This window comes from Candidatus Symbiobacter mobilis CR (assembly GCF_000477435.1).
Lineage (GTDB): Bacteria > Pseudomonadota > Gammaproteobacteria > Burkholderiales > Burkholderiaceae_C > Rhodoferax > Rhodoferax mobilis.
The window spans coordinates 2,966,850-2,991,840 of the sequence record NC_022576.1 but is presented as its reverse complement, the minus strand read 5'-3'; the positions used below and the strand labels follow the sequence as shown (position 1 = coordinate 2,991,840).

At 58.3% G+C, this 24,991-nt stretch carries 22 protein-coding genes, 1 other RNA gene and 2 pseudogenes; 16 read left to right on the top strand and 9 right to left on the bottom strand.

The window, feature by feature from the left end; translation table 11 throughout:
• Positions 1-460 precede the first annotated feature (460 nt).
• The 5 genes from rpmH (at position 461) to mnmE (ending at position 4,565) form a co-directional block, all read left to right on the top strand.
• Positions 461-595, top strand: a complete 135-nt coding sequence (gene rpmH, locus CENROD_RS12195) for a 50S ribosomal protein L34 (protein WP_022776700.1) — start codon at positions 461-463, stop codon at positions 593-595.
• Between the two features lie 106 nt (positions 596-701).
• Entirely contained in the window at positions 702-1,163 is a 462-nt protein-coding gene (locus tag CENROD_RS12190) for a ribonuclease P protein component (RefSeq protein ID WP_081699967.1), read from the top strand.
• 4 nt (positions 1,164-1,167) lie between these two features.
• A complete protein-coding gene (gene yidD / locus CENROD_RS13375) occupies positions 1,168-1,434 on the top strand; it encodes a membrane protein insertion efficiency factor YidD (RefSeq protein WP_022776698.1) in 267 nt (88 codons plus the stop codon).
• Positions 1,427-3,103, top strand: coding sequence for a membrane protein insertase YidC (gene yidC / locus CENROD_RS12185; protein WP_022776697.1), 1,677 nt, complete (start codon positions 1,427-1,429; stop codon positions 3,101-3,103). The genes yidD and yidC overlap by 8 nt, the downstream gene beginning before the upstream one ends.
• Positions 3,104-3,110: 7 nt before the next feature.
• Positions 3,111-4,565, top strand: coding sequence for a tRNA uridine-5-carboxymethylaminomethyl(34) synthesis GTPase MnmE (gene mnmE, locus CENROD_RS12180; protein ID WP_238551787.1), 1,455 nt, complete (start codon positions 3,111-3,113; stop codon positions 4,563-4,565).
• 20 nt (positions 4,566-4,585) lie between these two features.
• On the opposite strand, the gene CENROD_RS12175 is transcribed toward mnmE, so the two are convergent.
• From CENROD_RS12175 to acnB, 3 genes are all read right to left on the bottom strand, one after another.
• Entirely contained in the window at positions 4,586-5,041 is a 456-nt protein-coding gene (locus CENROD_RS12175) for a GatB/YqeY domain-containing protein (protein ID WP_022776695.1), read from the bottom strand.
• A gap of 133 nt (positions 5,042-5,174) precedes the next feature.
• Positions 5,175-5,387, bottom strand: coding sequence for a 30S ribosomal protein S21 (gene rpsU, locus CENROD_RS12170; RefSeq protein ID WP_022776694.1), 213 nt, complete (start codon positions 5,385-5,387; stop codon positions 5,175-5,177).
• Between the two features lie 189 nt (positions 5,388-5,576).
• Complete coding sequence (acnB, locus tag CENROD_RS12165) at positions 5,577-8,150, bottom strand: bifunctional aconitate hydratase 2/2-methylisocitrate dehydratase (RefSeq protein WP_022776693.1); 2,574 nt, start codon at positions 8,148-8,150, stop codon at positions 5,577-5,579.
• Between the two features lie 192 nt (positions 8,151-8,342).
• On the opposite strand from acnB, the gene ubiG reads away from it, so the two are divergent.
• The 9 genes from ubiG (at position 8,343) to CENROD_RS12125 (ending at position 18,840) form a co-directional block, all read left to right on the top strand.
• On the top strand, positions 8,343-9,053 hold the full coding sequence (gene ubiG / locus CENROD_RS12160) for a bifunctional 2-polyprenyl-6-hydroxyphenol methylase/3-demethylubiquinol 3-O-methyltransferase UbiG (protein ID WP_022776692.1): 711 nt from the start codon (positions 8,343-8,345) through the stop codon (positions 9,051-9,053).
• Positions 9,050-9,760, top strand: coding sequence for an HAD family hydrolase (locus CENROD_RS12155; protein ID WP_238551786.1), 711 nt, complete (start codon positions 9,050-9,052; stop codon positions 9,758-9,760). The genes ubiG and CENROD_RS12155 overlap by 4 nt, the downstream gene beginning before the upstream one ends.
• A gap of 38 nt (positions 9,761-9,798) precedes the next feature.
• Positions 9,799-10,186, top strand: a transfer-messenger RNA (tmRNA) gene (gene ssrA, locus CENROD_RS13370).
• A gap of 213 nt (positions 10,187-10,399) precedes the next feature.
• The gene (locus tag CENROD_RS13365) at positions 10,400-10,846 is read left to right on the top strand and encodes an AlbA family DNA-binding domain-containing protein (RefSeq protein ID WP_022776689.1); all 447 of its coding nucleotides are present in this window, start codon (positions 10,400-10,402) and stop codon (positions 10,844-10,846) included.
• Between the two features lie 154 nt (positions 10,847-11,000).
• Positions 11,001-13,802, top strand: coding sequence for a type I restriction endonuclease subunit R (locus CENROD_RS12145; RefSeq protein WP_022776688.1), 2,802 nt, complete (start codon positions 11,001-11,003; stop codon positions 13,800-13,802).
• Positions 13,799-15,301, top strand: coding sequence for a restriction endonuclease subunit S (locus CENROD_RS12140; RefSeq protein WP_151194637.1), 1,503 nt, complete (start codon positions 13,799-13,801; stop codon positions 15,299-15,301). The genes CENROD_RS12145 and CENROD_RS12140 overlap by 4 nt, the downstream gene beginning before the upstream one ends.
• Positions 15,295-16,689 carry an AAA family ATPase gene (locus CENROD_RS12135; RefSeq protein ID WP_022776686.1) on the top strand — a complete coding sequence of 465 codons (1,395 nt, stop codon included), beginning with the start codon at positions 15,295-15,297 and terminating at the stop codon, positions 16,687-16,689. The genes CENROD_RS12140 and CENROD_RS12135 overlap by 7 nt, the downstream gene beginning before the upstream one ends.
• Before the next feature lie 2 nt (positions 16,690-16,691).
• A complete protein-coding gene (locus CENROD_RS12130) occupies positions 16,692-17,354 on the top strand; it encodes a DUF4276 family protein (protein ID WP_022776685.1) in 663 nt (220 codons plus the stop codon).
• Between the two features lies 1 nt (position 17,355).
• On the top strand, positions 17,356-18,840 hold the full coding sequence (locus tag CENROD_RS12125; protein WP_338010373.1) for a class I SAM-dependent DNA methyltransferase: 1,485 nt from the start codon (positions 17,356-17,358) through the stop codon (positions 18,838-18,840).
• A gap of 246 nt (positions 18,841-19,086) precedes the next feature.
• Here CENROD_RS12125 and CENROD_RS13785 read toward each other — a convergent pair.
• Positions 19,087-19,242 (bottom strand): annotated as a pseudogene (locus CENROD_RS13785) (IS3 family transposase); the annotation flags it as partial.
• Between the two features lie 51 nt (positions 19,243-19,293).
• Between CENROD_RS13785 and CENROD_RS12115 the strand changes: the two are divergent.
• Positions 19,294-19,683: pseudogene (locus CENROD_RS12115) on the top strand (RES family NAD+ phosphorylase); the annotation flags it as partial.
• Between the two features lie 116 nt (positions 19,684-19,799).
• On the top strand, positions 19,800-21,395 hold the full coding sequence (locus CENROD_RS12110; RefSeq protein WP_022776681.1) for a Fic family protein: 1,596 nt from the start codon (positions 19,800-19,802) through the stop codon (positions 21,393-21,395).
• Here the strand turns inward: CENROD_RS12110 and CENROD_RS13780 are convergent.
• From CENROD_RS13780 to CENROD_RS12100, 5 genes are read right to left on the bottom strand one after another with little or no spacing between them, the layout of a single operon-like run.
• Complete coding sequence (locus tag CENROD_RS13780) at positions 21,358-21,720, bottom strand: hypothetical protein (RefSeq protein WP_151194636.1); 363 nt, start codon at positions 21,718-21,720, stop codon at positions 21,358-21,360. The two genes, CENROD_RS12110 and CENROD_RS13780, sit on opposite strands and share 38 nt — an antisense overlap.
• Positions 21,721-21,769: 49 nt before the next feature.
• Complete coding sequence (locus tag CENROD_RS14165; RefSeq protein ID WP_202961162.1) at positions 21,770-22,405, bottom strand: IS1634 family transposase; 636 nt, start codon at positions 22,403-22,405, stop codon at positions 21,770-21,772.
• On the bottom strand, positions 22,368-22,598 hold the full coding sequence (locus tag CENROD_RS14160; protein ID WP_202961161.1) for a hypothetical protein: 231 nt from the start codon (positions 22,596-22,598) through the stop codon (positions 22,368-22,370). The genes CENROD_RS14165 and CENROD_RS14160 overlap by 38 nt, the downstream gene beginning before the upstream one ends.
• 37 nt (positions 22,599-22,635) lie before the next feature.
• On the bottom strand, positions 22,636-23,814 hold the full coding sequence (locus CENROD_RS14155; protein WP_202961160.1) for an IS1634 family transposase: 1,179 nt from the start codon (positions 23,812-23,814) through the stop codon (positions 22,636-22,638).
• 59 nt (positions 23,815-23,873) lie between these two features.
• Complete coding sequence (locus tag CENROD_RS12100; protein ID WP_022776679.1) at positions 23,874-24,977, bottom strand: endonuclease/exonuclease/phosphatase family protein; 1,104 nt, start codon at positions 24,975-24,977, stop codon at positions 23,874-23,876.
• Positions 24,978-24,991: the final 14 nt, after the last annotated feature.

The following is a 24,991-nucleotide window of genomic DNA, read 5'->3' as shown; positions in this document are numbered from 1 at the left end:
CGAACGTGTGCCATCGTTGCCCAGAGCATCCAAAGATTCTATGTGATCCCCTTTTGATCCCCTTTTAGCGGGCGCCGAGGACACCTGCCGTCACTCCGAAATCAGCGCAACGCTTCCCCTCCCGTTGTAGGAGCGACGGAATTCGCGATCAGCGCTCAGTGGGCAAAACCCAGTTCGCCAGGATACGCCGCGCTTTCGCAATGGAACCATCGTTGCCCCGAAATGACGATGGGGGTTTTTGAGGATAATCATGGGCTCTTTTTGCGCTGCGCCCTGTAGACGTGCCGCCTGCCGGTCTGTGCAGCGACGACTGCTGCGTTGACCGCCTGAGATTCCCCCGCAGATTCCCCGCAAAAATTTTTCGGCTCATTCCCCTCTTTCCCCTTTTACCTTACGTCAAGCAGCCCCGATGGGGTTGCTTTTTTTTGTTGTTTTGGCCCCGGCCCCTTGAGGAATTCCCATGAAACGCACGTACCAACCTTCCAAGATTCGCCGCGCACGCACGCATGGTTTCCGGGTTCGGATGCGCACCCATTCTGGCCGCGCCGTCATCAACGCCCGGCGCGCCAAGGGGCGCAAACGCCTCGCCGTCTGACGCTGCGACTACAGGCCACCTTTTGGGCCGCCTTGTGGGGCTGCCTGTGGACTTCGAGCCGCCTGTCGAACCGCCGCTGCGCCTTGGCTGCGATCTGATGCCTTGCGTGAAACACCTCACTGCCCAGCGACAGTTTCAGGCAGTGCTACACGGCAAGGTGCTGGCGGCGACGCAGCATTTCGTGGTACACGGCATTCCGGCATCGACACCGGGTTTGGTCATCCCCCCGGCGGGTACCCCGCCAGACGCAATACTGTTCGAGCATTTGCTCGGAGTGGTGCTGCCCAAACGTTGCGCGCGCCGTGCCGTCACCCGCAATGCATTGCGCAGACAGATTTACTCCGTCGGGGATGATTTTGCATTGGCTTTGGGTGCTTGGGCTTGCGTAGTGCGCCTGCGCAGGGAATTCGACCGCACCCTGTTCCCCAGCGCCACTTCGCAGGCTCTTCGATGCACAGCGCGCAAGGAGTTACAGGCATTGTTCGTACTCGCTGCAAAGGCTGCAGCAAAGATCGATCTGGCACGGCGCAAGCGTGTGGCCGTTCCCGTGGCCCCCCTCGTGCCGTAGCCTCATGACTCGCCTGCTGGTCTCTGTCGTTCGTCTATACCAATTGCTTTGCAGCCCCTGGCTGGGTTCGAGTTGCCGGTTCGAGCCGACTTGTTCGGCCTACGCGATCACAGCGCTGGAACGGCATGGTGCCGTTCGGGGAAGCTGGCTTGGGATACGGCGAATTCTGCGCTGCAACCCCTTGCATCCTGGTGGAATCGACCCGGTGCCACCCTGCCGTTCTTCCTCGCCAATTTCTGCTGCATGGCCTACCGAGAACTCCCATGAATGATTTCCGCCGCACCGCCCTGTGGGTGGTTTTGGTTTTTTCCCTCGTGATGCTGTGGGACCGCTGGCAACTGCACCACGGCAGGCAGGCCACGTTCTTCCCCACTCCACCAGCCAGCGTGGCCCAGGCACCGGGTGCAGCATCTGCAACGTCGGCCCCCATTCCGCAAGCCACTACTACCGGTAGTGCCATCACCCCCGCTGCGCCCCCTCCCGCGCAAGGGGAAGTGGTGTGGGTGACAACGGATGTGCTCAAGCTGGGTTTCGACACTGCGGGGGGGACGCTCGTCCATGCCGAATTTCTCCAGCACCGCGACCTGATCGACGCCAACCGCCCCTTTACCTTGCTGGAACGCAACCCCAAACGGGTCTACCTGGCGCAAACCGGGCTGATTTCGGCTGCGGGCGGCGAGGCACTGCCCACCCACCAGGCGCTGATGCGGCTGACCACCCCGCAATCCGCCTTGCATTCCGGCGGCCCAACGCTGGAACTGCGCTTCGAATCCCCGGTCATCGGGGGGGTGCAGTTGGTCAAGACCTACACCCTGCAACGCAGCGGATACGTCATCGACGTGCGCCACGAAGTCATCAACCATGGCGACGCTGCGCGTACCCCACAGCTCTACCTGCAACTCGTGCGCGATGCCAGCAAACCCGCCGGGGAGTCTTCGTTCTACTCAACCTTCACTGGCCCGGCGGTCTACACCGATGCCAAAAAGTACCAGAAGATCGAGTTTTCCCAGATCGATAGCAACAGCGCAGACATCGACAAGACTGCCGACAACGGCTATGTGGCGATGGTGCAGCACTACTTTGCGAGCGCGTGGCTGCTGGATGCAGGACTCCAGCGCGAGTACTACGTCCGCAAGGTCGATACGGGCCTGTATTCCGTCGGGATGATCTCGCCGATGGGCACGCTGGAACCCGGTGCCGTCAAATCGCTGCAAGCACGGCTGTTCGTCGGCCCGCAGGAAGAAACCGTCCTCGAAGCCACCGCCCCTGGGCTGGAACTTGTCAAAGACTATGGCTGGCTGACGATCCTGGCTAAGCCTCTCTATTGGCTGCTGGTGCAACTACACGGAATGACCGGGAATTGGGGATGGGCCATCGTCGCACTCGTCGTGCTGCTCAAGATTGCCTTTTACTGGCTCAATGCCAAGGCCTACGCCAGCATGGCCAAGATGAAGGCCGTCAACCCGCGCATCATGGAATTGCGCGAGCGCTACCAAAACGACCCCCAGCGCATGCAACAGGAAATGATGCGCATCTACCGCGAAGAGCGGGTCAACCCCATGGGCGGCTGCCTGCCCATCCTGATCCAGATTCCGGTGTTCATCGCACTGTATTGGGTACTGCTGGCCACCGTGGAAATCCGCAGCGCCCCATGGCTGGGGTGGATTCACGACCTTTCCGCGCCCGATCCCTGGTACATCCTGCCCTTCGTGATGACACTCACCACGATTTTGCAAACTGCGCTGAACCCCATTCCTCCCGACCCCATGCAAGCCAAGCTGATGTGGATCATGCCGTTGGCTTTTAGCGTGATGTTCTTTTTCTTCCCATCCGGACTAGTGCTGTACTGGCTGACCAACAACATCCTATCGATCGCCCAGCAGTGGATCATCAACACACGCCTAGGGGTGCCGCCCAAATTCCACCTGCCCAAGTTCTGAGCCTAGGATGATGCGTTCGCCCCGCACGAATCTGTCTGGCCATGGTGACCCGATCGTCGCCATTGCGACGGCGCCAGCCAAGGCGGCAGTGGGGATCGTGCGTGCCAGTGGCACAAGGCTGCTGCCGTTGGTGCAAGCCATTTGCAAGCGACCTATTCCCCCCCGTGAGGCCATCTACACCGCCTTCGTGGACACTCACGGCGAGGCCATTGATCATGGCATTGCGCTGTTCTTCCCGGCTCCGCATTCCTTCACGGGGGAAGACGTGCTGGAGTTGCAAGCCCACGGCGGGCCTATCGTGCTGCAAATGCTGCTGGCACGCTGCCTGGAAGCCGCAGCCACTGTAGGAAGCGATGGCAGCCCGGTGCTGGCACGGCTACGCATCGCCCAGCCCGGCGAGTTCACCCTGCGTGCCTTTTTGCACGACAAGATCGACCTCGTTCAGGCCGAGTCGATTGCCGACCTCATCGACGCCAGCACGCAGGCTGCGGCCCGTAGCGCTTCGCGGTCGCTCAGCGGCGCCTTCTCCCTAGAGGTACACGGCCTGCAAGACGGCCTGATCGCGCTGCGCACCTTGGTCGAGGCCACGCTGGACTTTCCCGAAGAGGACATCGACCCCATACACCGCGCCGACGCTACAGCACGCATACAAACCCTACTGCGCGATGTCGATACCGTGCTGAACCACTGCCGTCAAGGCGCCATGCTGCGCGATGGCCTAAACGTGGTCATCGCCGGGCAGCCCAATGTCGGCAAATCCACGCTGCTCAACACCTTGGCCGGGCAAGAATTGGCGATCGTCACTGCCATACCCGGCACCACACGCGACCGAATCGAACGCACCCTGCACATCGACGGCGTGCCCCTGCACCTTAGCGACACCGCCGGACTACGCAACAGCGACTGCGAGGTGGAACGCATCGGCATCGCCCGCACCTGGGAGGCCATTCGCAACGCAGACGTCGTGCTCTTTCTGCACGATGCCAGCCGCAGCGGCCAAGCCGACTACCGCAACGAAGAAGACACCCTTGCGCAGGCTATTGCGCAACATATCGGCACCCGAACCCAGGTGCTCGATGTCTGGAACAAGGCCGACCTTGCACCCGTTGCGCCCTTTGCACCCGTTTCACCCAATGCGCCGACCACCTCGGACGTTGCGGGAATCCGCCTCTCGGCCAAAACCGGCAGCGGGCTGGACGCCCTGCGCAAGGAATTGCTGCGCTTGGCAGGCTGGCAAGGCGCCACGGAGGGCCTCTACCTTGCCCGGCAACGCCACATCGACGCACTACACGCCGTTCACCGCCACCTGGACCATGCGCACCACCAATTGGGTACCCACACCCTCGACATCGCCGCCGAGGAACTGCGCCTTGCGCACGACGCACTAGGCAGCATCACGGGCGAATTCACCGCCGACGACTTGCTGGGAACAATCTTTGCCCAGTTTTGCATCGGCAAATAGGCAACGACGAGCGAGCGCGATCACCCGCCCCGCGCAGCCAAGGCAGCCTTGACCACTTGCGAGACGACCGCCATATCGGCTTTGCCTTGGCACTGTGCCTTGACGGCAGCCATCACCTTGCCCATATCGCCAGGCCCCGTGGCTGCTGTTTCGGCAACGACGCGGGAGACGGCTTCCTCGACTTCCGCACGGCTCCAACGCTGGGGCAGATAGGCTTCGAGCACGGTGATTTCCGCCGCTTCCTTGTCGGCCAAATCGCTGCGCTGCGCTTGCTGATACGCGGTAACGGAATCGCGCCGCTGCTTGATCAGCTTGTCGACGACCGCAATGATTGCTGCGTCGTCGAGCATCACACGTTCGTCCACCTCTTTCTGCTTGATCGCAGCCAGCAACAGGCGAATGGCGCCCAGCCGAGCTGTGTCCTTGGCGCGCATGGCCGCCTTCATCTCTTCCTGGATGCGTTCTTTCAACGACATGGAGCGTGTTCCTCTGAATCCAAAGAAAAATCGACCGGTACCACCCAGGGCAGCCGGTCGACGACGAAAACCCGAAACCCTGATCGAAACCCCGCAAAGCCTCCCGGCCCCTACGAGGCTTCCCAGGGGAAGCTCAATAGAGCTTTTTGGGCAATTGCATGGATCGAATCCGCTTGTAATTGCGCTTGACGGCCGCTGCCTTTTTGCGCTTGCGCTCTGCCGTGGGCTTTTCGTAAAACTCCCGGGCGCGAAGGTCGGTGAGCAGACCCAGTTTTTCGATGGTGCGCTTGAAACGGCGCAGAGCGACGTCGAAAGGCTCGTTCTCTTTGATGCGGATGGTCGTCATGCGGTGAAGGGTTTCCAAAAACGCTATTTCGGGCATGGACGCCCGAGAACATACAAAACACGCCGCAAATCCAAGCCTGGCAAACCACCACACCCGCTGCGGCAACGAAGCCAAAGATTATAGGGAGCGAACAGGGAGCAATGCACCACGCCAAAGCCCCCTTCGCTCTGCACTAGGGGCCTACCAGGTTCACTCTTGCACCACAGCGTAGCGGGGAACCTGGTCAAAGTTCAGGTAGCGGTACACCTGCGCGCTTGCGCCTTCGAGCTTCTGCATCTGCTCCAGATACTCGTCCCGCGTGGGAATGCGCCCCAGGCGGGAACACACCGCAGCAAGTTCCGCACTGCCCAGATACACATTGCTGTTGCGGCCCATCCTGTTAGGGAAATTGCGCGTCGAGGTGGAAAACACCGTCGCCCCTTCGCGCACCTGCGCCTGGTTGCCCATGCACAGGCTGCACCCCGGAATTTCCATCCGCGCCCCGGCACAGCCGAGTACGCCATAGTGGCCTTCTTCCAACAACTGTTCTGCGTCCATCCGCGTGGGGGGAACGACCCACAGCCGCACGGGAATATCGCGCTGGTTGTCGAGCAGGCGCGACGCAGCGCGGAAGTGCCCGATGTTCGTCATGCACGACCCAATAAAGACCTCGTCGATCTTCGCCCCTGCGACATCGGAAAGGGTTCGCACATCGTCAGGATCGTTGGGGCAGGCGACGATCGGCTCGCGAATCTCGTCGAGGTCGATCTCGATTACGCAGGCATATTCGGCGTCGGGGTCGGCACGCAACAACTGCGGGTCCGCCAGCCAGGCACGCATGGCGTCGCTGCGCCGACGCAACGTGGCGGCATCTTGATACCCGCTGGCCACCAGCCATTCCAGCAAGGCGACGTTGCTGCGCAGGTATTCGATGACGGGTGCCTTGTCCAGATGCACCGTACACCCCGCCGCGCTGCGTTCCGCTGAGGCATCACTCAACTCGAAGGCCTGTTCGACCTTGAGATGCGGCAGCCCCTCGATTTCGAGGATGCGCCCGGAAAACACATTTTTCTTGCCCTGCTTGGCCACGGTGAGGTGCCCTTGGCGCAAGGCCATCCAGGGAATCGCGTTGACGAGATCGCGCAAAGTCACCCCCGGCTGCATCGTCCCCCGGAAGCGGACGAGCACGCTTTCCGGCATGTCCAGCGGGATGATCCCCGTCGCAGCGCCGAATGCCACCAGCCCGGAACCGGCGGGAAAGCTGATCCCGATGGGGAAACGCGTATGGCTATCCCCGCCCGTGCCCACCGTATCGGGCAGCAGCATCCGGTTGAGCCAACTGTGGATGATCCCGTCGCCCGGCCGCAGCGCCACCCCGCCGCGCGAGCAGATGAACTCCGGCAATTCCTTGTGCGTGCGCACATCGACCGCCTTGGGGTACGCGGCAGTGTGGCAGAAAGACTGCATCACCAGATCGGCACCAAAGCGCAGGCAGGCCAAATCCTTCAGCTCGTCGCGCGTCATCGGGCCTGTAGTGTCTTGCGATCCGACGCTGCTGACCACAGGCTCACAGTAGGTGCCGGGAACGACGCCCTGCCCCGCAGGCAGCCCACACGCTCGCCCGACGATCTTTTGCGCCAGCGTGAAGCCCCGTCCCTGCGACGCCACGGCAGGGGGCAGCCGAAATACCTCGCTGGGTGGCTGCCCGCACGCTGCACGCGCCCGGGCAGTCAATGCCCTGCCGATGATCAGCGGAATCCGGCCCCCGGCGCGGACTTCGTCGAGCAGCACTTCGCTCTTGAGCTGGAATTCCGCAACGACGGCGCCATCGCGCAGCAACTTGCCTTCGTAGGGCCGTAGCTCGACCGTGTCCCCCATGTGCAATGCCGATACGTCCAATTCGATAGGCAACGCGCCGGAGTCTTCCATCGTGTTGTAGAAGATCGGCGCGATTTGGGAACCCAGGCACACCCCACCGTAGCGCTTATTCGGGACGAAGGGAATATCCAGCCCGGTGTGCCACAGCACGCTGTTCGTGGCGGACTTGCGGCTCGACCCCGTTCCGACGACATCGCCCACGTAGGCCACGAGGTCGCCGCGCTGGCGCAGGCTATCAAGCAGGCGAATGGGGCCGCGCTGGCCCTCTGCGTCTGGCACGATCCCTTCGCGCGGGTGCTTGAGCATGGCCAGCGCGTGCAGGGGGATGTCCGGTCTGCTCCAAGCATCCGGCGCAGGGGAAAGATCGTCCGTGTTCGTTTCCCCAGGCACCTTGAAGATGGTCAACGTCATGCTACGGGGCACTTCCGGGCGCGAGGTGAACCACTCCGCATTGGCCCAGTTTTCCAGCACAGCGCGGGCATAGGGGTTGCCACGGGTGGCTTTGTCCTGCACATCGCGGAACTGGTCAAAAACGAGGAGGGTGTGGCCGAGCGCACGCACGGCCTCCGGCGCAACGGCTTCGTCATCAAGCAGATCGATCAGCGGGCCTAGGTTGTAGCCGCCAAGCATGGTGCCCAACCAGCGCGTAGCCTGCACACGGTCGATCCAAGGACAAGGCTGCGTACCCTTCGCCACACCTGCTAGAAAGGCCGCCTTGACCTGCGCTGCCTCGTCCACCCCAGGGGGAACCCGGTTCGCCAGCAAATCGAGCAGCAACGACTCTTCCCCCGCCGGGGGGGAACGCAACAGTTCGACGAGAGACTGGGTTTGTTGCGCAGTCAGCGGCAGGGGGGGAATTCCCAACGCTGCGCGCTCGGCAACATGTGTACGGTAGGCTTCCAACATGAATCTTCCTTTCTGATGCAACGGCCCGGGAAAGCCAGGGCGCAGCAGGATTGTGGATGATGCAGCCTGGGAAGTGAATGCCCAGCACGACGCAAAAGCGGGTGCTACATTCCCGCGCCACCCGCCAATGCACTTGTGCGGGAGACCTACGCGGAAGGAAGATGCCACCGCATTGCCTGGAGGGAATTCGTCATGGACAACGCACACAACGCCGACGACGCCGAGCTGCGCAAATTCGCCGACATGGCCCACCATTGGTGGGATCCCGACGGAGCCTTGCGCCCCTTGCACCAAATCAACCCGCTGCGCCTGGCCTGGATCGAAGGGCTATGCCCGCTGGCAGACAAACAGGTGCTTGACGTAGGCTGCGGGGGTGGCATCCTGACGGACGCCATGGCCCGTGCCGGGGCCAACGCAACGGGCATCGACCTCTGCATGGAAGCGCTGAAAGTGGCAGAGCTGCATGCGCTCGATACCCACACCCCGCGTGTGCAATACCGGCACACCAGCGCGGAGGCGCTGACCCAAGCACAACCGGCGAGCTATGACGTGGTGACGTGCATGGAAATGCTCGAACATGTTCCCCAACCGGGGGACATCGTCCACGCCTGCGCAACCCTGGTCCAACCCGGCGGCTGGGTCTTTTTCTCGACGATCAACCGCAACCCCAAATCCTTTCTCTTCGCCATCGTCGGCGCGGAATACCTGTTGCGCCTCGTCCCACGGGGAACGCACTCGTTCCGCAAGCTGATCCGCCCCAGCGAACTGAGCGCGATGTGCCGTGCTGCCGGGCTTGTCGTGCAAGAGGGCGCGGGCATCTCCTACAACCCGATCACCCAGCACTACTGGCGCAACAACGACCTCAGCGTCAACTACCTGCTGGCCGCACGGCGGCCTTCTTGAGCAATTCTTTGCCCATGGGGGATTCGGTGACGGTGCAGGCCGTCCTGTTCGATCTGGACGGTACCCTGGTCGACACCGTGCTCGACCTTGGCGGTGCATGCAATATGTTGCGCGCGCGCCGGGGGTTGCCCCCTCTGCCCATCGACGACTACCGCCCGGTGGCTGGGCGGGGTTCTGCGGGGTTGCTGCACGTGGCCTTCGGCATGGTGGCCGAAGACCCTGCATTCCCCGCGCTATGCACGGAATTTCTCGACATCTATGCCACCTGCTTGGCGGATCACCCCTGCCCTTTCCCCGGCATCCCCGCGCTGATCGACACCCTGCGGGAGCGGGGAGTGCCGTGGGGCATCGTCACCAACAAACCCCATCGCTTCGCCGCCCCCCTACTGGTGTCAGTGCCACTGGCTGCCACAGCGGCAGTGGTCATCGACGGCGATAGCACCGCCAACGCCAAGCCGCACCCGGCCCCGTTGCTCGAAGCAGCGCGCCGCCTGGGCATCCCGCCGCAAGCGTGCGTATACGTGGGGGACGAAGAACGCGACATCGTTGCCGCCCGCGCTGCGTCGATGCAAGCCGTGGCCGTTCGCTACGGCTACACCGCCGACCCCGCAGCCTGCGACGGCTGGGGCGCGCACGGCGTGGTTGATACACCGTCGGCATTGCAAAACTGCCTGTTGACTTGGTTGACGACAGTGGCAACACAATGATTACCCACCGAACGCCCCAAGACTAGAATAGTTTTTCTGGGGCTGCACTGGTTTCGACGTGGGTTCGGGATCGTTGTGGTGCATGTCGAGTCGAATTACCTCGTAAAACGGATTCAAAAAACCAACTGCAAACGACGAACGTTTCGCACTCGCTGCTTAATCGCTAGCGAGCCCTGCAACAGCTCGCCAATGGGCTGGGCAAGGGGCCACTGACCAACCGGTTCGTGGCTCCCGGCTGCGGGGGCATTCACATTGGCTGGCACTGCACCGGGCACCTTGGTGTGGCGCAAGAAAACAGGGTGCTGGCAATGGGGAAAGCGTGTGGCTGCGCGTTCCCTGGCGCAAGATCCAAATCAGACCACTACACATGTAGACCTGCTCGGCAAAGGCTCGCGGACGCGGGTTCGATTCCCGCCAGCTCCACCACTATGGAAGCCCCAACTGTTCTCAGTTGGGGCTTTTTTTCTCTGATAGCGACACAGTAAAGTGGGCCCCGAATTCAAGACAAAAATTTAACCCAGATAGTCCATTAGGGTTTGCAGAGCAAAAATGGCAACCAATGCGCCACATGCACGCAAACAGCACCGAAGGTGCGCCTCATGGACTATCTGGAATGAATCCAGTGGGGGAAAGGATCGCGTGAGCCTGGAAGGCCAACTCCTGGACCAGAAGTCCTTGCGGGCGATAACCGGCAAGACGGCAGACTGGAACGAAATCGCCAAGGATTGCATTGCTTTTGCTAATGCAACGGGCGGTCGTCTGCTGCTGGGCATAGAGGATGGTCAAAACGCGCCGCCCGCCGATCAACACATCCCGGCAGACCTACCCGACACCGTTCGGCGCAAGTCGGACCGCGTCAAGACTTCAGTCAAAGAAAAGTCTGATGACGAACTGCTTGATCACTATCAACTCGCACAAGGGCAGTCCCTCACCAACCTGGGCGTGCTCTGCAGCGAAATCCACCAGCGCATCGGCGGCGAAATTCACCCGAAGCAGGTGAAACGCGCCATGGAAGAGCTGATCGAGCGCGGTGCTGTGCGCTTTGAGGGCAGCAACCGCTGGCGGCGGTACTGCGCGGTGGCATGAACAGGCTATCGGACAAATTGCGCCATATCGGCGATAGATGGGCGATAGAGGGTGGGCGATACGTCAGCATCTGCTTGATGAATCAAAGATTTCGATCGACCACGGGCGATGGAGAGTGGTCGATAGACCCGCTCACAGTGCGAGGGGAGCACGCATGACACCAGAAACCAAAGCACGCCAGCAGATAGACCAGAAGCTGGAGCAGGCCAACTGGGTCATTCAGGACGTGAAGCAGCTCAACCTCGGTGCAGCAGTCGGCGTTGCTGTGCGCGAATACCCCACCGACACCGGCCCGGCGGATTACGTGCTGTTCGTCAATCGTGCGGCCGTGGGCGTCATCGAAGCCAAGAAAGACAGCGCGGGCGAAAACATCACCGTCGTTGAATATCAGACCCAGCGTTACGCCACCGCCAACCTCAAATGGCGCAAGGACAACATGCCGCTGCGCTTCCTATTCGAAGCCACTGGCCAGATCATCCGCTTCACCGACAACGCCGACCCAGCGCCGCGCTCGCGTGAAATCTTCCATTTCTTCAAGCCGGAAACGCTGGCCTCCTGGCTGGCTCAGCCCCCGCTGCCAAGCGACTTGCCATCCACCCTGCGCCGCCGCTTGGCAGAGCAAATGCCCACACTGCCGGAACAGAATCTGCGCGACTGCCAGATCAGCGCCATCACCGGGCTGGAGAAGTCGCTTGCGCTGAACAAACCCCGCGCCCTTGTGCATATGGCGACTGGTGCCGGCAAGACCTTCACGGCGATCACCTCGGTGTATCGGCTGCTTAAGTTTGGCGGTGCCAAGCGCATTCTTTTCTTGGTCGATACCCGCAACCTTGGCAAACAGGCCCATCAGGAATTCATGGCCTACACGCCGCCGGATGATGGCCGCAAATTCACCGAGCTCTACAACGTGCAGCGGCTGGCCTCACCCAACATCGACCCGCACTCGCAGGTGTGCATCAGCACCATCCAGCGCATGTACTCCATCCTGAGTGGTGAGCCGATTGACGAATCGGCTGAAGACGTGTCGCTCAACGAAGTACAACAAACCGCCCAACAGGAAAAGTTCGTTCGCTACAACCCGGCCGTGCCGGTGGAAACCTTCGACTTCATCATCATCGACGAGTGCCACCGCAGCATCTACAACCTGTGGAAACAGGTGCTCGATTACTTCGACGCCAGCCTGATCGGCCTCACCGCCACCCCCGACAAGCGCACCTTCGGCTTTTTCAACGAAAACATCGTCGCCGAATACACCTATGAACAATCGGTTGCCGACGGTGTCAACGTCGGCTATGACGTGTACGAGATCGAAACCGAAATCACCCGGAAAGGCGCCGAGCTGAAGGCCAAGGCATGGGTGGACCATCGCGACCGCGCCACCCGCAAAAAACGCTGGGGCAAAACCGAAGAAAACACTGCCTACACGGGCAAGGAGCTGGATAAGTCTGTGGTGAACACCAGCCAAATTCGGCAGGTGATTCAAGCCATGAAAACGGCGGTCGAAACGCAGATTTTCCCGGCACGCAAAGAAACACCCAAGACCCTGATCTTTGCCAAGACCGACAGCCACGCCGACGACATCATCAACATCGTCCGTGAGGTGTACGGGCAAGGCAATGCCTTCTGCAAGAAAGTCACCTACCGCGCCGAGGAAGACGCCGACAGCATCCTCAGCAGTTTCCGCAACGATTACAACCCACGCATCGCTGTCACCGTGGACATGATCGCCACCGGCACCGATGTCAAACCGCTGGAAGTGCTGCTCTTCATGCGCGACGTGCGCAGCAAGGGCTACTACGAGCAGATGAAGGGCCGAGGTGTGCGCAGCCTGGATGGCGACAGCCTCAAGCGTGTGAGTAACAGCGCAGATGGGGCCAAAACCCGCTTTGTACTGATCGACGCCGTGGGCGTGGAGAAAAGCCTCAAAACCGAAAGCCGCCCGTTGGAGAAAAAACCCGGCGTGGCGCTGAAGGACTTGCTGCAAGGCGTGGCGATGGGCAGCCGCGACGACGACACCGTGCTTTCGCTCGCCAACCGCCTGTTACGCCTGGCCAAGCAACTGGACGACAAGGCACAGGCGCGCATCGAAAAAATCTCCGGCGGCATTCCGGTGGGGGAACTCGGCAAAGGGCTGATTGCCGCGCTGGACCCCGATGCCATCGTCCAAGCCGCCTTGGCTACAGCCCAGGCCAAAGGGATCACGCGCTCTGAGGACACCCTGCTGCCCGAAGAAATGGAAGCCGCCCGCGCCGAGCGTGTGGCCGCTGCCTGCGCACCCTTTGATAAACCCGAACTGCGCGATGAGATCGAAAGCGCCCGCCAAGAGCGCGAGCAACTCATCGACCACATCAACCTCGATCAGGTGACGTTCAGCGGCTTCTCAGAACAGGCCGAAGCGCAGGCCAAGGCGGTGATCCAGAACTTTGCCGATTACATCGCCGCGCACAAAGACGAAATTGCCGCCCTCGGCTTTTTCTACCAACAGCCCTACCAGCGCCGTGCATTCACCTTCGACATGATCGAAGACCTGCACGAGCACCTGAGCAAGCCGCCACTGATGCTCACCACCGAACGCTTGTGGAGCGCGTATGCCCGCGTACAAACATCAGCCGTGAAAGGCGCAGATCGCAAACGCCAGCTTACCGATCTGGTCTCTTTGGTGCGCTTTGCGCTAGGGCTGGACGGCGAACTCAAACCCTTTGCCGACGAGGTGGACAAACGCTTTCAGGCATGGATCTTCCGGCACAACGCCCAGCGCGGCACGGCCTTCACGCCCGAGCAGACCGAATGGTTGCGCCTGATGAAAGATCACATCGCCAGCAGTTGCAGCATCAGCCGCGACGATTTTGATTACGCCGAGTTGGCCGATAAGGGTGGCTTGCAGAAAGCCTGGGGCTTGTTTGGCAAGGAACTGGATACCTTTATGAATGAAATGAATATGGAGTTTGTGGCGTGAGTGGGTTGCCGAAGGGGTGGGTACAAATAGACTTCGATGAAGCCATTGAAGTTATTTCAGATCGTGGCCTTCGGATAAAGCAGAAGGTCTACTTACCCTCTGGAAAGTTAGCAGTGGTTGATCAGGGTGAAGGACTAATCGGTGGTTACACAAATGATTTGAATGCTGTGGTCTGCGCTCAGGCACCAGTTATTGTTTTCGGGGATCACACGCGCCGTTTCAAATTTGTGAAATTTCCATTCGCAGTTGGGGCGGATGGCGTAAAGCTCTTTGTGGCTACTCGCATCTGGAATCCTGAGTTCTTATTTTCCCAACTTGGAACCATTGATTTGGAAAACCGTGGTTACGGCCGACACTATCAACATCTACGAAAACAGTCCCTCGTAGTTGCCCCGCTTGCCGAACAAACCCGCATCGTCGCCAAACTCGAAGAACTGCTCTCCGATCTCGATGCCGGTGTGGCCGAACTCAAGGCCGCGCAGAAAAAACTGGGGCAATACCGGCAATCGCTGCTGAAAGCCGCCGTGGAAGGCGCGCTCACCGCCGAGTGGCGAGCAAAGCACACGCCCGCCGAAACCGGTGCCCAACTGCTCGAACGCATCCTGCAGGAACGCCGCGCCCGATGGGAAGCCAAACAAGTCGCCAAGTTCAAGGAGCAAGGCAAAACCCCGCCCAAGGATTGGCAGAAGAAATACCCCGAGCCGGTGAAGCCGGATACCAGTGATTTGCCAGAATTACCGGAGGGGTGGGTGTGGGCCAGTTTGGACATGCTTGGTGAAATTGCATCCGGCGTAGCCAAGGGCAGCAAGATTGGTGCTGACATCGAAGTCCGCGAGGTGCCTTATCTGCGCGTAGCCAATGTCCAGCGTGGTTTTTTAGATTTGTCAGAAGTGAAGACCATTTTGGCAACAGACCGCGACATTGCCGAATTGACCTTGAAGGACGGTGATGTGTTGTTCAACGAAGGGGGCGACCGCGACAAACTGGGGCGTGGTTGGGTTTGGCGCGATGAGGTTGCAGACTGTATCCATCAAAACCATGTTTTCCGGATGCGCCCATACCGGCCAGAGGTACTGCCTGAGCTGATCTCGCACCATGGCAACACGTTTGGAAAAACGTGGTTCCAAAATGCAGGCAAGCAAACGACCAACCTCGCGTCAATCAATATGACCATGTTGCGAATGTTCCCTGTCCCGCTGGGGCCAGCAGATGAACAGCGCGAGTTGCTGAGACAACTGGAATTGCAGATCGAACAGATTGTTCAGCAAGAGCAGGCAGTTGAGCTTGGCCTCCAACAATCCACCGCCCAACGCCAAAACATCCTGCGCGCCGCCTTTGCAGGTCAACTGGTGCCGCAAGACCCGAACGACGAACCGGTCAGCGTGCTGCTGGAACGCATCCGTGCCGAGCGGGCGGTGCAGGATGCAGTTAAAAAACCGCGTGGACGCAAAGTGGCACGACCCCCCATAAAAAAATTTGAGAAGGAAAACCAATGCTGACGCGCCTGGAAATTGATGGATTCAAGACGTTCGAGAAGCAGGTAGTTGACCTGGCCCCCTTTACTGCAGTCGTGGGCAGCAATGCTGCGGGCAAAAGCAATCTGTTCGATGTTATTCAGCTGCTGTCCAATCTAGCCACGCGCGATGTGGCCGAGGCTGTCAAGGACATGCGCGGAGAGCCTCTGGAGTTGTTTCGCCAGATACCTTCTGGGCGTTCGCGTCAGATCAGTCTGGCGGCTGAAGTCCTCGTCGATCCCGTCGTGCGCGACCCGTGGGGAAGTGAGGTCAAAGTCACCCATACTCGAATGCGATATGAGGTAACTCTGGAGTGGCGTGCGATTCGACCAGGCGTTGAGCGAATCCAGGTCGCCCGTGAGGCTGTCTTGCCAATTCTGCGCAAGGATGACCGATGGGCGAAAGCCATGTGCCCGACGACTGCATTTCGTGCCAAACACCTTAAATACGCACGCAGCAAACCCTGGCTCACGACTGAGGAACGCTTAGAAGGCTTGACCTTCAACATTCACCAAGATGGAAAGTCCGGGCGCAATCGACCCGCCAGCGCCGCCGAGGCCACGATGCTCTACAGCGTGACGAATGCCGAATTTCCGCATCTGTTTGCCTTGCGTGAAGAGATGCGTCACTGGCGCCTACTGCAGCTCGACCCGGCCTTGTTGCGCAGGCCGGTGCCTGTCACGGCCTCCGATGTGCTGAATGCCGATGGTTCCAATCTTGCTGCGGTTCTGGCGCAGCTCAAGGCCCAAACGTTGTCTGACACACGCCCACAGGGGGTGTTGCGTGATATTGCTGCAGAGCTGAATCAACTGATACCCGGCGTGATGCGTCTGGAGACTCAATTGCACGATGCCAGCCGCGAATACCGCATCGAGTTGACCATGCGTGATGGTCTGCCGTTTACGTCGCGGGTGATTTCAGATGGTACCCTGCGGGTGCTGGCGCTTCTGACACTGCTGCACGACCCGCGTCACCGTGGGTTGGTTTGCTTCGAGGAGCCAGAAAACGGTGTGCATCCAGCGCGCGTGAAATTGCTGGTTCAGCGACTGCGTGACATGGTTAGCAGCCCTGGCGATTTTTCCGATGACGATGCGGCTTCACCGTTAAGTCAGTTGCTGCTCAACAGTCATTCTCCGGTGGTGCTATCCGCCCTGATTGACAAGGATTTGCATCCGATAGACGGTGCTATTTTGTTCGCCGACACTTCGTCGGTCAGTGATCCAGGGAGTCGGGAAATCAGGCGCAAGACACGCCTGCGCCCCGTCCGTCCTCGCACGCAGGATGAGTTGTTCGACCCCGCACCGGCTGCACAGGCATTCGTGTCTGCCTTTGAAGTACGAACTGTGCTCGAAACTGCGACTGCGGAGGCCTGAGCATGCAATACCTGAGTCTCGCCTTGTATGCGGAAGGCCCAACGGACTACTATTTTTTACGCGCGCTGCTCCAACGGCTGTGCGAAGACCTCTGCATGCGCGAAGCTTGTACGCCGGTAGATGTGAGCGAGGTTTTGGCGCTGAACCATCCGAAAGGTACAGAGGGTGAGTCACGCGAGCAGCGCATTCTTGCTGCAGCGAAACTGGCGCAAGGAGCCTGGCGCATTCTCTTCATCCACGCCGATGGTGCCAACGACCCCCCACGTGCACGCCGCGAACAGGTTGAACCCGGGCTGGCGCTCTTACGTCAATGTGTCACGCAGGACGGCGTTGGCGTGGCTGTCGTCCCCATTCGGGAAACCGAGGCATGGGCGATTGCTGACGGCGACGCAATTCGGAGCACTTTTGGCACCAGCCTGGACAACGATGTGCTTGGTTTGCCGGCTCGACGGCATGCAGAAGCAGTGCCCGATCCCAAAGCTATCCTCAAGGGGGCCTTCGCTTCCACGCAGCCGTCAGCGCGCCGCCGCAAACAAGGTACGTCTCCATATCTGAATACGCTTGGTGAAACGATTTCATTGAACAATCTTCGCGAACTTGCTGCTTTCAAATCGCTGGAGGATGAGTTGAGGACTGCATTGCGGCAGTTGCGCATTCTTCCCTGACATGGCTGCGTCACTGAATACACGCATGAACACTTCCACCCTCGTCCAGAAAGTCTGGAATTTCTGCCACACCCTGCGCGACGACGGCGTGGGCTATGGCGATTACCTCGAACAGCTCACCTACCTGCTGTTTTTGAAGCTGGCGCACGAATACGCGCAGGAACCCTACAACCGCGACACCCACATCCCCAAGGGCTTCGACTGGTCCAGCCTGACATCCAAGGTGGGCGAACCACTGGAGGCGCATTACCTCGCCACGCTGCACAAGCTGGGCAACGAGCCGGGTATGCTGGGCGCGATCTTTTTCAAAGCCCAGAACAAGATTCAGGACCCAGCCAAGCTCTCACGCCTGGTGCAATTGATTGATGCCGAAAGCTGGATCAGCCTGGACGCCGACACCAAGGGCGATCTGTATGAGGGCCTGCTGCAGAAAAACGCCGAAGACACCAAGAGCGGAGCAGGCCAGTACTTCACGCCACGGGCGCTGATCGAAGCGATGGTCGCCTGCGTGCGACCCGAACCCATGAAAACTATTGCCGACCCGGCCTGCGGTACGGGCGGCTTTTTCCTGGGCGCGTACAACTGGCTGACACGTCCGGGTGCCAAGCTGGACAAGCGTCAGAAAGAATTCCTGCGTGACCAGACTTTCCACGGCAATGAAATCGTGCCCAACACGCGCCGCATGTGCTTGATGAACCTGTTCCTGCACAACATTGGCGAGCTGGACGGCGAACCTTCTGTTGAGCGTTCTGATGCCCTGATCTCCGAGCCCAAGCGCAAGGTGGATTACGTGCTGGCCAACCCGCCCTTCGGCAAGAAGAGCAGCATGACCATCACCAATGAAGAAGGTGAGGAGGACAAGGAGGCGCTGACCTACGAGCGGCAGGATTTCTGGGAAACCACGTCGAACAAGCAGCTCAACTTTCTGCAGCACATCGTGAGCATGCTGAAGGTGGACGGCAAAGCGGCCGTGGTGTTGCCCGACAACGTACTGTTTGAAGGTGGTGCGGGTGAAAAGATTCGCCGCAAGCTACTGGAGAACTGCGATGTGCATACCATTCTGCGCTTGCCCACAGGCATCTTCTACGCCCAAGGCGTGAAGGCCAATGTGGTGTTCTTCGATGCCAAACCCAAGAACGGACAGATCCATACCAAGGGAATGTGGTTCTACGATCTGCGCACCAACAAGCATTTCACGTTGAAGACGCGCACGCTCAAGCTGGACGATTTGCAGGATTTCATCACCTGCTACAACCCGGAAAATCGCCACGAGCGCATTGCTACAGAACGATTCAAGTTCTTTAGCTACGAAGAACTGATGGCACGCGACAAAGCCAGTCTCGACATATTCTGGCTCAAGGACGACAGCCTGAACAACCTTGATGATCTACCGCCCCCAGATGTTTTACAGCAGGAGATCATTGACCACTTGGAAGCCGCATTGGCTTCGTTCCGGGATGTGGCAATCGGACTGCGGAGCAACTGATTTTTTTCGATGGAATTCCCCGACTCAACTGTCCGGGAATTCCAGAGAATTTGCTCCAACCCGCAGCAACCCGCGCCAATGCTCATAAGCTCGGGAGGCCAGTCGTCAGCACATGGTCAACAGGTCACCACAAAATTAATGCCCAACTGTGAATGCAGTTGGGCATTTTTCTTGAAGTTCCGCATATATGCGCCGGTTCGAGCGGATTCTTGCGGACTTCGCCCCGGTGCCAAGTGTCTTGGATTACTCCTGGATGGCTTTCTTCCACTGGCAAAACTGCACCGGGTGGACATCAAATTCCTGACCAATCTGGTTGATGGTCTTGCCACTGCGCAAGGCTTCCAACCCCACCTTCGCTTTGTACTCTGCGGTGTGGACCTTGCGCTTCTTCGTTTCACTCATGATTCTGGATCCCCTGGATTGAAGGACATCTGAAATTTTTGTCTTGAATTCGGGGTCCACTTTAGTCGCGGCTTGCTCAGTGATGCTGGATTCGAGCGGATGGCGGTCATCGCTGAGCGCAAGGTGTACTGGGTGGCGTGCAGTGCAGCTCTTTGGGACTTCCGCCAAACAGCCGGTGAATACCCTGATCTTTTGCATCTGTCGGACTACGCGTTTTGCCAGTCGGTGGGTGCGAGGATTCACCGCGAGGGCCACCCCGGCCTGCTGACGCAGTCGGTTCGTAGGCCTGCAGGGGAGAACCTGGCCATCTTCAATCCGGCCGTGCTTTCCAACCCTAGGGACAACTGCCCACTGACTTACCGGCTGGACGGCCAGCAGATCGTGGTGGAGAAGCAGTCGGGGGCGGCTTGGATGACCTTGAACGTGGCGAATTTTTCCTAGGCGCTCGGGGTGGCCATCCCAGTCATGAGCGAGGATGCGAAAGTACGTTTTTGCGCAAAAAATTAGTTTTCATACTGTTTTTGCGCATACAAAATCATTTTTTCGCATAATGCGGCATGGAGACTCCCAACGCAGTCGGTGGTGCTTGGCTAGTGGCTCGGTATGGCATCCAACTCGTCATGCCTTTGGCCGTGCAAAGCCGCATTGGCGGGCGCCGCACATCGCTGCTGGCCGATGGCATCAAGACAGAGACCTTTGTGGAAAGCATGCGGCCCAGTGCGAATTTGCGTGGTCACCTGACTTTCCACCTCAAGCACGAGGTGCTGCATCTGGAAATGCTGAGTCGCTTGTTCGAGCGGGTCGATACGGCCGAACTGGTGGCTTGGATCCATGATGAACCCAGTGGTCAATATGCCAGAAAGTCCGGCTTTCTGTACGAATGGCTAACGGGGCGCCAACTGGAAGTGCAGGTGCCCATCGCAGGCCCTTATGTCGATGTCCTGGATGCGCGCAAACTGGTGGCCGCCTCCCCTGGCCAATCTATATCCAACCGCCGCTGGCGTGTGCGGGACAACCTGCCCGGCTCGCCAGCGTTTTGTCCCATCATTCGCAAGACTGGTGATCTTGAAGAAGCGGCGGGAGTGGACCTCCCGGGGCTTCTGAACGACCTGGCACTGGAATTTGGGGAAGATGTGCTCATGCGCTCGGCCGTCTGGATGACGCTGCGAGAAAGCAAATCGAGCTTTGCGATAGAAGGCGAGGCCGATCAATCGGATCGCATTCAGCGTTTTGCCGATGTGCTGGCGCGGCGAACCGGCGATGGAGCGTTGCCGCTCACCGATGCATCGCTCGCGCAGTTGCAATCCGAGATTCTGGGCAGGCGCACCACGCTGCAGCAGTTCGGTATTCGCCAGTCGCCCGTGTTTGTGGGGGAGGTGGTTCGCTACCAGGAGGTGGTTCATTACGTGGCTCCACCCGCTGGCGACATGCAGGCGATGCTCGAAGGGCTGGCTGTGTTTTGGCAGCGCACCCAGGGGCAATCGGCGGTGATGCGCAGTGCGGTATTGGCCTTTGGTTTTGTCTACATGCACCCGCTGGCAGATGGCAATGGGCGGGTGCATCGTTTTCTGGTGAACGATGTGTTGCGCCGTGATGGGATCGTCAAGGAGCCGATGATCCTGCCAGTCTCGTCCCTGATCACCAGCGATTCGGCAGAGCGGCGGGCCTACGATCGAATCCTGGACACGATCTCGCGCCCGTTGATGGGCATGCTGGCGGGCACCTACGAGTTTGCCGCCGTGCAGACCACTTACCCCGACGGCATCCGATCGAACTTTGTGTTCAAGGGTGAGCCAATAGGGCGGCCGGTGTGGCGATACCTGGATTTGACGCGCCATGTGGTCTATCTGGCCGATGTGCTGGTGCGCACGATTCGTGAGGATATGCGCGAAGAGTCGCGCTACATGCAGAGACACGCTCAGGCCCGGGCTGCGATCAAAGAAATTGTCGAGATGCCAGACATGCAGATTGATCGCATCATTCGGTCGGTGGACGCCAACCAAGGCAAGCTGTCGAATGTGTTGGCCAAAGAGATGCCCTGGCTGGCCGAGCCTGAAGTCTGGGAAGCCATCGTTCAAGCCGTTGAGCGCGTGTTTGACGAGATGCCAAGTGGAGTTATGGCAGGGAAATATCAGCCCGGAAATCTCGGCTGATCCGCATCTTTTGCCCGTTATTGCGTATTCCGGCGAACGTGACCGCTGATTCCGGCAACGTGACCGGCGATTCCGGTGAACGTGACCGGGTGGTCGGTGTTGCGCGTTTTGAGTTTATGCCGAGCTGTTTTCTCGGCTGAATTTGCCTTTTTGGTTTTGGTTTTTTTTCATAGGCCCCTGCCAGGCCGCCGGAGGCCCCCCCCTGATCCTGTTGGCCTAGTCGTCGACTTTTCCTTTGGCCGCCGGATTTTTCCTGCGCATCGACTCTCCGGTCAGCGTAACCCATGTTTAACACATACCCAAAAAAGTCATTGCGGATCAGCAACTTACACTGCTTCAGTTTTTGGAGCTGCTGATTTACTCGTTATTTCACGTCAGACGATCAGTTTTTTGGTGCCACCGGGGTTTCCGTCGAGGCCCAGCGTTTGGTACATCCGCGTCAGCTCTGTCTCTGCTTTCGTGCTCTTGCGGACATGAATCGTCCGCCCATCACTGGCCCGCATGCTTGTTGTGACACGTTGTTGAACCTGTAACGTCTTGCGCAGTGTTGCCCAACTGTCATGGATTCCGGATGCCTTGAGCTTTTTGCGAAGGACTTGTACGCATTGATATGCCAGTACCGTAATGAACAAATGCCCATCGGTTCTATTTTCTTTGTGATGAAATACTGGACGCAGCCCCAATTCGCTTTTCAAACTGCGGAATACGCTCTCAATATCTGTCAACATGGAATAGGTATGCCAAAGCTTTTGTTCATCCCAATTGAGTTCATTAGTGCGCAAACAGTACACCCCTGGATGTGTGGCCATCGTTCCTGGCACCAATTCCTTCTTCCATGTTAATGCAGTAGCTTTCAGGCCCTGTTCATCTGGGATCAGTGATATTTGGTAATGTTGACTGACTCCAGCACTTTTTTGCTTGAGTCGGCCTATACGTTCTGGTAATTTGCTCAATCGTTTTTCACTGCGAGGTTTATTCGATGCCAATCCATCGGAAATCTTTCTTGACAAACACCGTCTGCAAACCTGCTTCGAATGCCTCACAAGATTTTTTGAGCATGGCTTGCTCTTTTTCTTCTCTTCCCTTGGAATGGCATTGCAACTCGACTTCCTTGCCATCTTCGCTCCATTTTTTGTGTAACCGTAGAGTCTCCCCACCCGCTGTCTGGGTTTCTACTACCTGTGTTTCATCCAATTCACGCACACCACCACGACGTACCACCAGGTAGCGATAATTATTTTCAATAAGCCAATCGATATTTTTTTGTGTAAATGCCTACATCCATGATGACCAACGCGCCAGCATGAGCCTGTAGGCCCTTGAGCATGGCATCCAAGGTTGTCCCCTCGGCCACATTGCCTGCAAAAGTTTTGGACCGGCGTACAAAGCCGCTGCCGTCGAGTACCAGCCCCAAGGTGACCAGAGGACAGTCCGTACGTTTTTCTTTGGACCGCCCATGTTGGGCTTGGGGATTGGCATCAGCCTGTCCCTCGAAATACGTGTTTGTCAAGTCATACAACGTGATGGTTTCTTCCAAACCAAACAATGATTTCACCGTACCAAAGACATGATCTTCGATGTCTTTACGGTATTTGATCAAAACATCCGAAGCCCTGTACAGGTTAATAAGGGAAAAGTCATTGAAATCGATATTAAGCAATTCGCCTAATGCACTTTGTGACTTCAGCCATTCCCAAGTAGCCCGCTCTGAAGCAGGTGCAGCCATACGGCCAATCAAGGAACCAAAGATACACGCACGTGCAACGCCATTGACATTCAGGCGAGTAAGCATTTCGACCAAGCCGAGCTGGGTAATGGCATGCAAAGCAACATTTTCGACACCAACACTGCGTGGCTGAGTAAGTTCGATAGAGTTGATATCGACCGCATGAATATCAGGGGAATTATTGACAACTATTTTTGATGAAATGGATAGTTCTGAAGAGGGCTGCGATAAATCATCGCTAGGAAGATTATGGACTGATGTAGTGGATGTAGTGGGAAGAATTGGATTGGCGTTTGTACGACCGACGAGTTTGGAGAAATAGCGTTGAGCGGCGGTTTCGATGGAATCTGGACACTCGATAGGAGCAAATTGGGTTTGAGGGGAAAGAAGTTGCTCGATACGACTGCAAAGGAGGGGCCAGTATTCGCGAGGGACAGGGAAATGACGGCCAAGATTGAGGATGGTGACTTGACGAACCTTCCCTGCGACGCGATGGCCCTGGACGAGACGGAAAGTGAAGTATTCCTCGCCGGTGGAAGAGTTGTTGGTGCGGGTTTGGCGGATATACATGCGAACATGATAAGCGAAAAGCACCAGATATTTTATGGCACAACGCAAATTATGGCACAACAAATGCCAACCAGAGCGCAAAGAAAAGCAAACTAAATCAACAAGATGAAAAATATGCAGCAAGGAAGCCAGGAATTACTTGGGTTCCCATGTTAAACATGGGTTAAACATCGGGTAAGCCGTCAAACATGCGAACTTCCCGTCTTGCTGCTGGGCCGATGTTCAGCGTTGCTCAACCCACTTGCCTCACCCAGGACGATCTGGCCAAACCCTGGTTCATCCGCAACTCGACCTTGGTCCGTTGGCGCTCGGACGGCGTCGGTCCCGTTTTCATGAAGCTCAAAGGCCAGGCGAGGTGCGCTACCGGCTGGTAGGCATCGAGGCTGGCCGCCCCCGCGAAAGGTGACTAGGCATGGCTGATGATCCGATGCCATAGTGTCTTTGAAAACCTCAAACGATTCAATTGCAGGAACCAAATCTTCACTGACGTAGAAGTAGTCGAAGCAGATGGGAGATCGTTGCGGGTCGTGAACGCTCAGGGTTGGAGCATGTGGTTGACCCGGATGAGCGACCTCCCAAGCGTCGAGAAAGGCTGGAACAACTTTCGTGGGGTTCTTGTTCGCCTCTACGAGGTCTTTAAACTCACCCAGATCAAACGCTTTCGCTAAAATTTGTAGCGCAACATCACCTGGATCGGTATTGAAATCGCCGCAAAGTATGGCCCGTAAGGACTCCGGTGTGGTACGTAACGGGGTATGGGAAGTGTCGGGCTTGCAGGGCGGGAAATGGAACCAGAGGCTCGCTTCCGCATGACGATGGCGCAAATAGTCGATTTGGGCAGTGCGCTGCCGGACGGAGTGATATGAAAGGTGTGTCGTGGTGAAACGCAAAGGTCCATTCGGCGTGGAGAGCATCAACTCGAGCGCTGACCGTGCCGAACCCGGATTGTCAGGATCTGCAGGGTGTGGGAGGACATGTTTCAGTATGCGCTGGACAGGGTATCGCGTCAGGATAAGATTACCGAATTGCATGGGTTCTCCGGCGTCATCGACGGTATCCACTGCTGCGCCGAAAACGACTTGGTAGCCAGCCCGCGAAAATCGCCGAGCAAACCATTCCGGCTGATCTGCGGGACTTTCTCCCGTGTTGGTCGGATAGTTACGGCAAACCTCCTGAAGCGCGACGATATCGGGGTTAATACGCTCGATCTCTTGAGCAATGCGTTCAGGCTGAACGCGCCCATCCATGCCTTTTGCCCATTGTATGTTCCAACTCAGGGTCTTCATTTTGGAATTCCAGG